Below are 14,578 nucleotides of genomic sequence, written 5' to 3' on the forward strand. Positions count from 1 at the left end.
GATTCGCAGTCCAAAGGCACAATTACTAACTAAATAGAAGCCTAAAATTATGAAAAAAAATCTAACGTTCGACCGCTGTGAGTTTTTACGGCTGGTCAGAAAGGGAATTATTATTATGAAACTAACTCTCTTTTTAGTGCTTGTTGCTGTTTTATACAGTTCTGCTGCTGTATCGCAAGCAAAACGCTTCAACCTAGTTGACAGAAATGCGACTGTCAGAGAGGTTTTAAACCAGATTGAAAAAGAAAGTGACTATCGTTTCTTTTACGAAAATGATAAGTTGGCTTTAGATAGTAAGCTTAATCGAGAATTTAACGGACGTTCAATCGATGAAATTTTAAGTCAATTGTCCGAAATCGGTTCTTTCAGCTATAAAATAATGGACAATAACTTTATTGTTCTCAAACCAGCTGAATTTATTTCCAATATGTCGGTGTTAGCCCAACAACAGAAAGTTTGGGGAAAGGTTACCGATACAGCGGGAAATCCTTTGCCAGGGGTAACAATCGCTGTTAAAGGTACGATGAACGGTACGATTACAGATTTTGATGGAAACTATACGATCTCTAACATACCAGCCGATGCTGTTCTTACTTTTTCATTTGTGGGGATGAAATCACAGGAAATCACGCTGGATGGACGTGTGGAAATAAATGTAAGCTTAGAAGAAGAAGCGATTGGTCTGGGTGAAGTTGTGGCTATTGGCTATGGTACCCAAACCAAAAGGAATATGACGGGATCTATTCAGAATGTTAGTGCCGAGGAACTAACCGACATGCCGGTACCACAGGTCGCTCAAAAGCTGCAGGGGAAATTGGCAGGAGTACAAATTACTCAAACAACAGGGATTCCCGGGCAGGGGATGACCGTTCGGGTTCGGGGACAGGCTTCGATCACTGCCGGGAATAGCCCTTTGTATGTTGTTGATGGAACTCCGATTGTAGGTGACCTAAACAATATCAATCCAAATGAAATAGAAAGTATTTCTGTGTTGAAAGATGCAGCATCCACCTCCCTTTATGGTTCAAGAGCAGCTAACGGTGTGGTATTAATAACCACCAAAAGAGGTAAAGCCGGAAAAACATCTGTGACCTTCAACGCCTATTACGGAGCTCAAGTATTGCCGAACAAGGGGAGGCCAGATATGATGAATGCGAGAGAGTTTGCCCAATTTGAAAAAGAATTGGCTATTGAAAATGGTCGCGAAGTAGATCCTGCATATCAAAACCCGGAGCAATATGGTGAGGGAACAGATTGGTATGATATTTTATTCCGTGTTGCGCCCGTGCAAAATTATAACCTCAGTATTACAGGAGGAACTGAAAAGTTTAAAACCGCTGCTGTCGTTGATTACTATGACATGGATGGGATTATGCTTAACTCGAATTACAGACGTTTTTCGTCCCGGATTAATACGGACTTTCAGATTAACGACAAATTGAAAGCTGTAGTCAATATTGCGCCTTCATTTTCAATCAATAAAACACCACAGTCTGACGGGGTTTGGTGGACTGTCCCAAGTATCATTCAGGGAGCGATTCTGACAACACCTTTGGCACCTTACAAAAATGACGATGGTACAATCCCGTTAACAGCAAGCGGACCTGGGTTATTCCCAAATCCGAACTGGTACAATGTTTTGCAGGTTGTCGAAAATGAAACGAAAACTTCACGCTTAATAGCTAATGGATACCTTGAATATGAGTTGATTAAAAATTTGTTCGTGAAATCCAACTTAAGTGCGGAACTGAGTGATGAACAGTTCTTTAATTTTACACCTTCAACAGCAGGGTCTTTATTTAACCCACCACCACAAATTCCGAAGGCTACGCAGAATATCATGAAATATTATACCTGGATGTTTGAAAATACAGCCACGTATAGTAAGACAATTCAGGATCATTCTTTTGATATGCTTATAGGTGGAACCGCTCAGAAATATCATGCCGATATTACATCCACATTGGCGAGCAACTTCCCTGACGACCAGATTAAAACATTAAACGCAGCGACTTCCACATTAACAACTTCCGACATACAGGAATGGACTTTGTTGTCAGGTATTGCGCGTTTGAATTATGCCTACAAGGATAAGTATCTGATAAGTGCGGCAATTCGTGCAGATGGGTCATCTCGATTTGGTAGTGAAAATAAATGGGGGTATTTCCCGTCGATTTCGGCTGGTTGGATTGCTTCAGATGAAGCGTTTTTTCCAAAAATCGAAGCAGTTAATTTCATGAAAATAAGAGCAAGTTACGGTATCACGGGGAATAATAACATTGGTAACTACACTCATTATGCTTCGGTTGGAAACCTTACTGGTGTGAATGGCGAAGGACAATCGAAGACCATTAACTATGTTTTCAATAATACACTTTCCAGTGCGCGAATTGGAACAACTTTGGGAAACCCTGATTTAGGATGGGAACAAACAAAGCAGGTTGATCTTGGGTTCGAGTTGGGATTATTTAAAAATCGCGTGTACTTTACTTACGATTACTACCATAAGAATACCAGTGATTTATTGTACCAGGTTGACGTGCCTCTTGCTTCCGGTTATCCAAACCTTATTACAAACATTGGCGAGTTGGAATTTTGGGGACATGAATTCTCTGTCAACACCAAGAATACAACTGGCAAATTGAAATGGGATACTGATTTAAATATCTCGTTTAACGACAATAAGGTTATAAAATTGGGAACCGCAGATGCTCCTATTTATGGTGATTTTAGCGTTACGGAAGTCGGAGAAAGACTAGGCCAGTTTTACGGATATATTATGGAGGGTGTTTACGTTGACCAAGATGACTTTGATAACTCTCCAAAGCAAGTTACGTCAACAGTTGGATCTGCTAAAATGAAAGATGTAAATGGAGATGGCTCGATTACCGCGGATGATCGTACGGTCATTGGCAATCCACTTCCTGTATTTCTGTTTGGGATAACGAATAGTTTCAAATATAAAAACTTCGATCTGTCAATAGTTATGTCTGGTACTTATGGTAATGATATTGCTTACATGACGCAAGAATTTACCACCAATTTAGATGGCGTGTTTAATGTGGAAAAAGAAGTGGCCAACAGGTGGAAATCGCCAGAGGATCCGGGTAATGGGAAATATGGTACAACAAAAGCCGGAGCTACTGGCTTGAACCGAAGTTTCAATACAACTTACGTCTACGATGGTAGTTATTTGACGGTTAAAAACATCACGCTTGGCTACAATTTAACATTCAGAAATTCCAAATTTGCGTCGAGTGCACGGATTTATGGGAGTATACAGCAGGCTTTAGTCATTTCAGGTTATAAAGGGGGCAATCCGGAAGTTGCGACAACCCGGGGTGGAGGTACTGCAGACGCTTTAAGCCTCGGTATTGACCACTCGACATATCCTGTTCCGAGAACATTTACAATAGGTGTTAACGTCAATTTTTAAGTGTAACCTGTAATTTAAAATTTGAACTTATGAATAAGCATATTAAATATAAAAATATTGCCAGAGTAATGGCGCTTTTGTTATTGCTGGCATCCTGTTCTGATTTTCTGGAAGTGGCTCCGGAGAGTTCTTTATCAGCGGAAACATTTTTCAAAACGGAAGCCGATTTTGAACAAGCAGTCAGCGCCACCTATAAGCCGTTACAAGATATTTATGGTGTTAGTGTGACTGATAATCCGGGATTTGGAGCTTGGATTATGGGGGAGATGCGCTCAGATAATACCCATTATATTTTGAACACAGGAAACCGTGGATTTGAGGCATGTGAGTGGATTGATAATTTCCTTGATGATTATGATAATGGTTACCAGGCATGGAAATATTATTATAATTTTATTTTGATTGGTAGAGCAAATCAGGTCATCGTACAGATCGATAACGTTGAATTAGATAGCTCAGCAAAAGACAATCTGAAAGGGCAAGCATTGTTTTTAAGAGCGTTGGCCTATCTCGATTTAGTACAATATTATGGTGGGGTACCGCTTCATGTTACTCCTGCTTCATCTATGGAAGAAACAGCTTTGCCAAGAAGTACGAAAGAGCAGGTTTATGACCAGATTATCTTGGATGCAACCGCTGCGGCCTCAATGCTGCCAAATAAAGCTGACCAGGAACCTGGTCGCGCGACTTCAGGAGCTGCAAAAATGTTGCTGGCTAACGTATATATTGTACAGCAAGAGTGGTCGTTAGCTGAGCCGATTTTGAAAGAGATCGTAACCTCAGGACAGTATGACTTAGTTCCCAGTTATGAAAACATCTACTTGACAACCAATAAAAACAACCAGGAGTCTTTGTTTGAAGTGCAATATATGCAAGGTGCGACAGAAGGGCAGCGGAGTAATTTTATCTATAACTTTTTACCAAGGCTAGTTGACCCAAGTGTTGTGACTGGTGTTTCCGGTTCGGCAAACTCTCAAGGGGGATGGAATACGCCAACTCCGGATTTAATCGCGAGTTATGAGGACGGAGACTTAAGAAAAGACGCTTCGATCGCTTATGTAGATGGCTATCCATATATCAAAAAATATTTGCATCCTCATTCTACCTGGAATAACACCGATGACAACTGGCCGGTGTACAGGTATGCTGAAGTATTGCTCTATTTGGCTGAGGCTTTAAATGAACAGTCAAAATCGGCAGATGCTTTACCCTACTTAAACCAAGTGAGAGCAAGGGCCGGATTGGATGATATTACAACAACGGATCAATCCGGCTTGAGAGATATCATTATGCACGAACGTCAGGTGGAGTTAGCGTTTGAAAATAAGCGATGGTTAGACTTGGTTCGGACTGGTGAGATGGTTGAGGTGATGACTGCTTTTGGAGCTCGAGTTAAAGCCAATCCACAAGATTATTATTATCCGGAAGGATATCAACCTGTTGAATCTGCTTATACAGATATTGATGAACATCGGGAGATATTTCCAATTCCTCAGCGTGAATTACAATTGAATCCGGATCTAGATCAGAATCCAGGTTATTCAGGAGGAAATTAATATTTACAGTAATGGCTTATTGGGCTACACAGCCCAATAAGCCATTCGTTTTTTTTCCTTAGTCAAAATTGAGTTAGTACCGATAAGGAAGCACGAATATTACCTGGTTGCTTTTATTCGTTTAATGGAAGAACTGCTTTGGATGCGCAGGAAATGATTGCTCCTGATCAAATTGATTTGTTGCAGATCAAATGAAAATTGAAAAATATATATTGGAAAAAATTATGAATCAAAAAGTTACCACCCCAATTCACAGGATGCCATTGATTTTATGGGCCGTGTTTTTATTGGTTAGCATAGCAATATCTAGCTGCAACAGGAGTGAAAGTTTAATCAGGAATTTAACGGTTGAGTATACGACGGTACCATTGGGTATAGACGTGGAAAAACCCCTTTTTGCCTGGCAGATGCTTGCCCCAGAAAATGAACGTAGATACTTTCAGACAGCCTATCAAATTGAAGTCGAAGATTCATCTGATGAGCTTGTTTGGGATTCAGGTAAGATAGAAGACCAGAAAGCGTTGGCAATTCAATATGATGGTTCACCGCTTGAGGCGTCGACCCGATACCGCTGGACCGTTACAGTGTGGGATCAGAACGGAAAGGCCCATCGGGCAAGTTCGTGGTTTGAAACAGGGTTAATGAATCCGGAAATAGAAGCCTGGGATGGCGCCCAGTGGATCGGGGGAAGCGATGACGACCTGGTTTTCTTCTCTGATTACGAACTTATATTTAACGCAAAATATGATGTGACTATAAACAATGGTAGCACCAAAGCCGGTTTTGTTTACGGTGCCAACGATCTGCGCCTCATGGATAAATACAAAAACATTTACCAGCTTGAAAACAAACACAACGAAAGTTATATCAAGCTTGAACTTGATATTTCAGAACTTGAAGAATCGGCAAATGGATTGGCTAAATTTAATGTTTACCGAGCGGGTTATGCTCCCAACGATCAGGCAGATGTACCCTTTAAAACATTTATAATAAAATCTACGGTCATCAATTCGAAAAATAAATATGCCTCTCATAACATCGAATTTAAAAGTGCATATGGCAAAATTTCAATAAGTATTGATGGCAACGATGAATTCTTTGTAAAAAGTAAGGCAGACGAACCGCAGAACGAATTGCCTGCATTTATGCGGCGCGACAGTGGAGCTACTGTAATTCTCAACCCTGTTGGTCCGGATCACGACTATATTCCTTTTGGCATGGTTTGCGAAATGGGCTTTGCAATGGATGCCGGGCAACAAGCCAAATTTTCAAATGTTGAGATTCTAAACAATCGGATGCCAAACAATCCGCTTTTCAAAGAAAATCTAACAGCCGATTACAATGGAATATTTAGCGGACAAGTAACAATTGATGACGGAGCTTATCTTGTTGATGGAGGAAAAGGTGGGAAATTTGTTGTTGCTGATCCGAGCCACAATTCTACCCCCATGTTACGAACCGAATTTATAACTAAAAATAAAATAGCCTCTGCCCGTTTATATGTCACGGCCCGTGGGATTTACGAAGTTTTCATCAATGGCGAAAAAGTAGGTAACGATCATTACAATCCGGGGCAAACTCAGTACAATAAAACACATTTTTACCAAACATATGATGTCACTGGTTTATTAAAGGAAGGCAAAAACGCAATGGGAGCAATGATGTCTGAAGGTTGGTGGAGCGGCTTGCTTAGCTTCGGTGCTACCTGGAACCATTTTGGTGACCGCCAGTCATTATTAGCCATGCTTGAAATTATCTACACCGATGGAGAGAAACAAACCATAACAAGCAACGATCGTGATTGGAAATATTTTAACGACGGACCAATAATATACAGCAGCCTCGATTTAGGAGAGGTTTACGATGCGACCAAAGACGCTGACATCGAAGGTTGGACAAGTCCTGGATTTGATGATTCGGCATGGGACAGAGCTTCAATGGTACCTTTGGAAGGAACCACTTTCTCGGGAGAAGTACGCGAATTTACGGGGGCTGTCACACAATTTAACTACGACGATGTTAAGTTGGTAGGTCAAATAGGAAATAATGCAGGTGTATTTAATGTACTTGCGGCTCAAAGTATGGACGAAGTTCGTCCGGGGGTTTACGTCTACGATATGGGACAAAACTTTGTGGGTGTTCCAAAGATTACACTGGAAGACGGAATCGCCGGCGATTCCATGATCATGCGCGTTGCCGAAATTCTTTACCCCGATCTTGAAGAATCGGGTAACAATGTTGGAATGATCATGACAGAAAATTACCGTGCAGCAATAAGTCAGGATATTTACATCATGAAAGATGGTCACCAGGTCTTTCAACCAAAATTTACATCACACGGATGTCAGTATATCGAGATAACCGGCATTGATAAGCCCCTTCCGTTGGAAGCCGTTCAGGGTGTTGCCATCAGCTCGGTGACAGAGCTTTCCGCTGATTATAAAACATCAAATCCAAAGGTTAATCAGCTTTGGTCAAACCTAACCTGGTCAAACGTAGATAACTTCCTGACCCTGCCAACTGACTGTCCGCAACGAAACGAACGGATGGGCTGGTCGGGTGACATCTCTGTTTTTTCGAGAACGGCTACCTATTTGTCTAATTCCGATCAGTTTCTGAGACGGCACATGTTTGCCATGCGCGATGTGCAGAAAGAAAGTGGCAAGTTTTCGGATATTGCTCCTATTGGAGGCGGCTTTGGCGGCGTACTTTGGGGAAGTGCCGGTCTCACAGTTCCATGGGAAGTTTATCAACAATATAACGACGTGGCTTTGCTTAAGGAACATTACGACGCCATGGTCGCCTATATAGATTACCTGGAAACTACAATTAATCCGGAAACCGGGATTACCAACGATGGACAGTTGGGCGACTGGCTTGGGCCTCAAAACAATCGGCTTGGTACACCCTATTTAACCACTGCTTATCATGTTTACGACCTGGAGATCATTAAAAATGTTGCTGAAATCTTAGGCAAAAAAGAAGACGCTGCACGGTTCGAGAAAATGTATCAGCAGCGTAAAGCATTCTTCAACAAAACATTTATAAATGCCGACGGAAAAACAATGGGATTGGTTGGCGGTGGTGGTTTTGGTGCCCCCCCCGGACAAAAAGCAGCGTTCAAACTGGCAGACACACAAACATCGTATGCGGTAGGTTTGGCACTTGGCGTTTTCGACGATGCTGTTGAACTTCAAATGGCTAAAAACTTAGCAGAAGCGATCGGACGTAAAAATACAGATGACAATGGCGTTCTTCGACCTGAATATTCGTTAATGACTGGTTTTATTGGAACAGCGTGGGTAAGCAAAGGATTGTCAGACTATGGATACAACGAAGCAGCCTACAGACTGTTACAGAACGATAGTTACCCTTCGTGGCTCTACTCGATTGAGCAGGGGGCAACAACGATTTGGGAACGCCTGAACGGCTATACGGTCGAAAATGGATTTGGGGGTAATAACAGCATGAATTCATTCAATCATTATTCGTTTGGTGCCGTTGGACAATGGATGATTGCCTATTCGTTAGGAATACAGCGCGACGAACCGGGTTTCCAAAAGTTTATTCTTCAACCAACGCCTGATCCATCCGGAATGATGACATGGGCTGAAGGGCACTACGATTCCATGTACGGGGAAATATACAGCAAGTGGGAGGTTAAAAATGGTCAATTGTTGTACGATGCCGTTGTGCCTGCGAATACTTCTGCAACTTTATATTTGCCTGCAAAATCAGAAACCGATGTGCTTGATTCGGATGGTTGTGAACTTGCTAATTTTGAAAACGGGAAAGCCGTTTATCAGCTAAAATCCGGAAGTTATCGCTTCGTTTCGGCTTTTTAGTTTGTACCGAATTACTAACAGCAGCTCAATAATGCGGTTCGCTAATCGCACTGTTGAGTTCCTGTTAAACCTGACCATGAAAAAAAACACAGGCTTTTTGCATCGTTTTGGGCTTTATATGTGGAGCCCAAAAACCATTTCTTGAAATGTGAATAACAGTTTAGGTTAATATCATCGAAGGTAGTTTTGTTGATGTAACTACATTGTTAACAGATTAGTAGTTGGTGCAGTATCTGCTATTTGTTGAATGTCTGTTTTGGGTCGTTTTCTTCATACTGGGATTTAAAAAAGTGGGTGAAGTTGCTGATCTATTCTCTTTTCAAGTACCGAAAAATTTACTGAATCATTCTTGGTATGGCTTAAGTGGATTTCAGCTCCATCAAGGTTGGAACTATTTTTTCGAGTTGGCGCTTTTCCATAAACTTGGCTACCTCTCTCTCTAATTTTATCCGTTTGTTTTATGATATTTTTCCACGGAATCAGGCTTGTTGCTTGTCATTAAGTCCTTCGAATTCGGATATCGTTTCAATTTTTCAGGGATTACAAATGTATCGTTCTAAATACCAATTTCATTTCTGGTCAAAAATTGATAATATTGTTCCACTGTGAAATGAATCTATGGGAGTCCTGTTTCAAAATAAACTCACTTTGTCGGATGCATCTTTGTTTGAAGAGTTCTTTAAAAAGAACTATCAGCTTTGCTGTCTGGTTGCTTTGCGCTATGTGAAAAGTGAGCAGATTGCGGACGATATTGTGCAGGAGGCATTTGTTACGCTCTGGCAAAAAAGGCATGAGTTGCGTATTCAGACGAGTTTGAAAAATTACCTGTTAAATATGGTAAAGAATCGGAGTCTGAATTACCTGAGGGATGAGACGCAGATGGATGAAATTACAGAATCCAGTTTGTCGTCGGACTTGATAGATGATCCGAATGATAACTTCTCGCAAGAAGAATTGGCATTGCATATTGCGAAAGCTATTGATGAATTACCGAGTCAATGTAAAAAAGTATTTCAATTAGCTTACCACGAACGTCTGACCTACAACGAAATTGCGTCAACGCTGAATTTGTCGAGAAATACCATTAAGACCCAAATGGGCATTGCTTACAAGATGATTCGTTTCAAACTTTCCGACTATTTCCTGAATCTTTTCAGTTTTTCATTCTTTCGTACGAAAAAGTAATCCCTGTAAGTGGCAGATTAACAGGTGGGAATGAATTTTTGTTAAAAAAAGTTTATTTATTCTTCACCCTATCGGCGTTTTTTCGTGTCTAAAGAGTGAAATGACAGAACAAGCAAAAAATAAGTGGGAAGAATTAGCTGCAAAAATGCATGATGAAGAAACAGGTTCTTTGGTGCAGTTAGATGCTGGTGATGAAGATTTGCAGATCGCGCAACAGATTTTTGACGCTCGCGACAAGGTTGCGAGACTCGGAAATCAAAAATCTGCCGATAAAGCATGGAGAGAGGTTCAGGGCAGTATCACAAAAAGTCGGAAACTATGGCTTAGTTTTGCGAAGTATGCAGCCGTGTTTGTTGTAGCTGTTTTACTCACCGGCGGACTGTTTCTAATCCAAACGCCTCCTGCCATGCCCGACACTTTTGCCTGCATATCTGCTCCCAACGGACAAATCTCAAATGTGACACTTTTCGATGGCACGAATGTGTGGTTAAATGCCGGATCAAACCTAAAGTATAAACAATCTTTCGGCGGCGAAAATCGCGAAGTGTTTTTGGAAGGTGAAGCTTTCTTCTCGGTCACCAAAGACAAAAAAATCCCATTCATTGTACATGCCGGTAATTCGGCTATCAAGGTACACGGTACCCAGTTTAACGTGAAAGCTTACGAGAACGAGCCTGTGATTGAAACCGTACTGGTTGAAGGTAAAGTTGAGTTCTTATCGGACAATGAGGATGTGATGATGAAGCCCGGGGAGCAATTGCGTTTTACCCGGAAGTCGGGCGATGTGGAAACCAAAGAAGTTAATACGGACGAGTTCACCTCGTGGAAAGGTGGAAAGATTTACTTCAACGACGAAACGCTGTTGAGCCTAACCAAACAGCTTGAACGTTGGTATGAAGTGAGTTTTGCATTTGAAAATGAGAAGATTAAAAACTACCGTTTTTCAGGAGTGATTAACAAAGATCGCTCATTGGACTACACGCTCATAATCATTCAGGAGATTAATAAAGTGAAATTTAAAACCAATAAAGAGCAAATTGAAATAATGGACAAATAAAAAAACAGGCCGGAGATGTTACCAGCATCATCCGACCTAAAATCTCAAACCTGTTTTACCAGAACAGGCTTAATTAAGTAATAAAACTCAAGGACAAACTTATGAAAAAAAATCTGATCTATCCGCCTGATTGGCAGGGGTATTTCGTACCTAAACTTTTCTTGTGTATGAAACTAACAATCTTTCTATTCTTTTTGAGTATGTTGGGTGCCACGGCAAGTTCCTTCTCCCAGCAAAGCAAATTCAACCTTCAGTTGAAAAATACCTCGATAAAAGAAGTGTTGGATGAGCTCAAAAGTCAAAGTGATTACCAGTTTTTCTACAGTAACGATGATTTTGATGTCAGCCGTCGTGTTGATGTTGACCTGAACAATGCGAGCATTGACAATGTGCTCGAACAAATTCTTGGGGATATGGATGTTTCCTATAAGATTGTCGATAAATCGGTGATCATTTCCAAGAGCGATGTTGTGTGGTCGTTCGATCAACAACAGCAACAACAACAACAAGTTTCGGTTAGCGGAACGGTGACAGATGTTACTGGCCAACCGCTTCCTGGAGTTACTATTGTCGAGAAAGGTACAACAAACGGTACGGTTACCGATTTCGGCGGTAAGTATACGTTGAAGGACGTTCCAGCGGGAGCAACGATGATTTTCTCTTTTGTTGGGATGGAAAATATGGAGATTCTTCTGGAAGGAAGAACTCAGGTAGATGTGGTGATGATTGAGCAAACCATTGGTTTGGAGGAAGTTGTTGCTATTGGTTATGGCGTACAACGAAAAGAAGAAGTTACCGGTTCTGTTGCATCTGTCAATGCAGAGCAAATGAAAGAGATACCTGCAGCTAACGTTTCTCAGGCTTTGCAGGGGCGTGTTTCCGGTGTTCAAATGACACAAACATCTTCAAAACCAGGATCTTCTATGCAGATTCGTATTCGTGGGACCCGTTCTCTGAATGCAAGTAACGATCCGTTAATCGTATTGGACGGGATTCCATTTGCCGGTTCGATCAATGATATTAGTCCAAGCGACATCAAAAGTCTCGAAATCTTAAAAGATGCCTCCGCCACTGCAATTTATGGTTCTCGTGGTGCTAACGGTGTGATTATTATCACAACGAACAAAGGTAAAATGGGACAGAAAGCAACTGTAAGCTACGATAGCTATGTCGGGTTAAAAACTCTTTTTTCTAAATATCCAATGATGGGGTCGTCTGACTTTATTAAGCTTCGCGAGTATGCTGGTCTTTATGCAAATGGTACGGATGAAAGTGATGATGTGAGTACTGATTGGCAGGATTTGTTGTTCCAAAATAGTATGGTAACTTCTCACGATGTTAGTGTATCTGGAGGTACAGAAACTGGGAATTATAATTTTGGTATTGGCTATTATAAAGATGAGGCTTTGGTTCCGGAACAAAATTATACTCGTTTTGCAATTCGCTCATCGTTAGACCAAAGAATTGGCGACCATGTTAAAGTAGGCTTTTCGACAAATAGTAACTACTCCATTACTAACGGTAGCGATTTTAGTCTTTACAATACTTTGGCTACTACTTCTATCACTAATCCTTATAATGAAGATGGTTCTTTAAAGACCCGTGTAAATGTTGCCGGTATTGATGATATGTATTCGTATACCAGGGATGGTATCAAGTCACTGGGCGACGCTTGGGTAAATAAGTCGTTAGCATTTGGATCGTATAATACTATTTATGGTGAAGTTAAAATACCTGGAGTTGAGGGATTAAAATATCGTTTGAATATAGGTTTGAACTTCCGTACGACGAATGATGGGGATTATACTGGTGAAGGTGTTTTTAATTCAAGTGAGTCAGCAGTTTCTGTGGCAACTATCGGGAACTCGCTTACAACTAACTGGGCTATTGAAAACCTGATTACTTATGACCGCGTGTATAATGATAAGCACAACTTCAACTTCGTCGGTCTTTATTCAGCAGAACAAACTCATTATCATAGTTCTGTTGTTTCAGCTACAGGAATTCCAGCAGATCAGTTTCAGTTCTATAATTTAGGACAAGCTACGAATGAGATTACGATTGATCCCGACAAACAAGGGTATTACGAGGCAGGATTGAAGTCGTTGATGGCCCGTGGAATGTATTCTTATGATGGTAGATACATGGTAAGTGTTGCTGTCCGGTCAGACTGGTCATCCAGGCTATCTCCAAGCAATAATAATCATACTTATCCTGCAGTTTCGGCCGGTTGGAATATTAGTGAAGAAAACTTCATGGGTAATCTGAAAGCAGTTGATAGATTAAAACTTCGTGTTGGTTATGGACAAACATCGAACCAGTCAGTAGATCCTTATTCAACGCTTGGGTTGTTGAGCTCATCGCCTTACAATTACGGTAATCAATATGTAACAGGTTATTATGTTTCTGAGTTAGCTAATAATAATCTTGGATGGGAATATTCAGCAACTTATAACATCGGGTTGGATTTCGGATTAGCCAATAGTCGTATAACCGGTACTTTGGAATATTACATTCAGAAAACAAAGGATATTTTGTTTGATGTGAGCCTTCCGAGTACTTCAGGGGTTGAAAGTTACACGGCAAACATTGGTCGTTCTCAGAACAAAGGTTTTGAATTGTCTCTTAACGGAGTAATCATGGAAGACCATAATGGCTGGACATGGGATGCTGGCATCAACCTCTACGCAAACCGAAATAAACTGACAGGTTTGGCTTCAGGTGTGGAGCGTGACGAGTCAAACTGGTGGTTCGTAGGACACCCGATTGATGTAGTTTATGACTACAAGAAGATTGGTATCTGGAACGAAGGAGACGCAAACATGTCCATTTTAGAACCGAATGGCCAGCCGGGGGATATCAAGGTTGAATATACCGGAGATTATAATGAAGATGGCACTCCTACAAGGCAAATCAATACGGATGATCGTCAGATAATTGATCTGGAGCCGACATTCCAGGGAGGTTTCAATACCCGCGTTGCGTACAAAAATGTTGATCTCTCAGTTGTTGGAGATTTCAAGGCTGGAGGTAAGCTGATCAGTACACTCTATTCTTCAAATGGTTATTTGAACATGTTAACCGGACGTAGAAATAACGTTGATGTTGATTACTGGACAGAATCGAATACTGATGCAAAGTATCCAAAGCCAGGTGGTACGTTAGCTGGCGACAATCCAAAATATGGAAGCACTTTAGGTTATTTCGACGCTTCTTATCTGAAAGTGAGAACCATTACATTGGGATATAATTTTGATCGCGAAGGGTGGCTTAAAGACGCCGGCATCAGTAAACTGAGACTTTACTTTACTGTACAGAATCCATTTGTTTTGTTTTCTCCATATCATAAAGAATCGGGTGGAGATCCGGAAACTAACTCTTATGGTAATGAAAACCAGGCTGTGTCGACTTCTTACGCAAAGCGTCTTTTGGTTATTGGTACAAACTCTCCATCTACGCGTAATTTCTTATTTGGTATTAATCTGACTTTCTAGAACCT

At 41.0% G+C, this 14,578-nt stretch carries 6 protein-coding genes; all 6 read left to right on the top strand.

Annotated features, from left to right (window positions below; genetic code table 11):
- Positions 1–49: 49 nt before the first annotated feature.
- A complete protein-coding gene (locus GJV22_RS07880; protein WP_205461793.1) occupies positions 50–3,436 on the top strand; it encodes a SusC/RagA family TonB-linked outer membrane protein in 3,387 nt (1,128 codons plus the stop codon).
- Between the two features lie 29 nt (positions 3,437–3,465).
- Positions 3,466–4,992 (top strand): RagB/SusD family nutrient uptake outer membrane protein, encoded by a 1,527-nt coding sequence (locus tag GJV22_RS07885; RefSeq protein WP_163711326.1) that lies wholly within the window; start codon positions 3,466–3,468, stop codon positions 4,990–4,992.
- 257 nt (positions 4,993–5,249) lie between these two features.
- A complete protein-coding gene (locus tag GJV22_RS07890; RefSeq protein ID WP_163714828.1) occupies positions 5,250–8,837 on the top strand; it encodes a family 78 glycoside hydrolase catalytic domain in 3,588 nt (1,195 codons plus the stop codon).
- A 618-nt stretch (positions 8,838–9,455) separates the two neighbouring features.
- Positions 9,456–10,022 carry an RNA polymerase sigma-70 factor gene (locus tag GJV22_RS07895; protein WP_163711329.1) on the top strand — a complete coding sequence of 189 codons (567 nt, stop codon included), beginning with the start codon at positions 9,456–9,458 and terminating at the stop codon, positions 10,020–10,022.
- Between the two features lie 100 nt (positions 10,023–10,122).
- A complete protein-coding gene (locus tag GJV22_RS07900) occupies positions 10,123–11,079 on the top strand; it encodes a FecR family protein (RefSeq protein ID WP_163711331.1) in 957 nt (318 codons plus the stop codon).
- Positions 11,080–11,246: 167 nt separating this feature from the next.
- A complete protein-coding gene (locus tag GJV22_RS07905) occupies positions 11,247–14,573 on the top strand; it encodes a TonB-dependent receptor (protein WP_238480298.1) in 3,327 nt (1,108 codons plus the stop codon).
- Positions 14,574–14,578: the final 5 nt, after the last annotated feature.

The sequence above is a fragment of the Mangrovibacterium lignilyticum genome (assembly GCF_010882175.1).
In the GTDB taxonomy this organism is placed as follows: Bacteria; Bacteroidota; Bacteroidia; order Bacteroidales; family Prolixibacteraceae; genus Mangrovibacterium; species Mangrovibacterium lignilyticum.

Bases quoted from the DNA above. Each gene is read 5' to 3' on its own strand.
- GJV22_RS07880 (WP_205461793.1), top strand. From the start codon at position 50: ATGAAAAAAAATCTAACGTTCGACCGCTGTGAGTTTTTACGGCTGGTC.
- GJV22_RS07885 (WP_163711326.1), top strand. From the start codon at position 3,466: ATGAATAAGCATATTAAATATAAAAATATTGCCAGAGTAATGGCGCTT.
- GJV22_RS07890 (WP_163714828.1), top strand. From the start codon at position 5,250: ATGCCATTGATTTTATGGGCCGTGTTTTTATTGGTTAGCATAGCAATA.
- GJV22_RS07895 (WP_163711329.1), top strand. From the start codon at position 9,456: ATGGGAGTCCTGTTTCAAAATAAACTCACTTTGTCGGATGCATCTTTG.
- GJV22_RS07900 (WP_163711331.1), top strand. From the start codon at position 10,123: ATGACAGAACAAGCAAAAAATAAGTGGGAAGAATTAGCTGCAAAAATG.
- GJV22_RS07905 (WP_238480298.1), top strand. From the start codon at position 11,247: ATGAAACTAACAATCTTTCTATTCTTTTTGAGTATGTTGGGTGCCACG.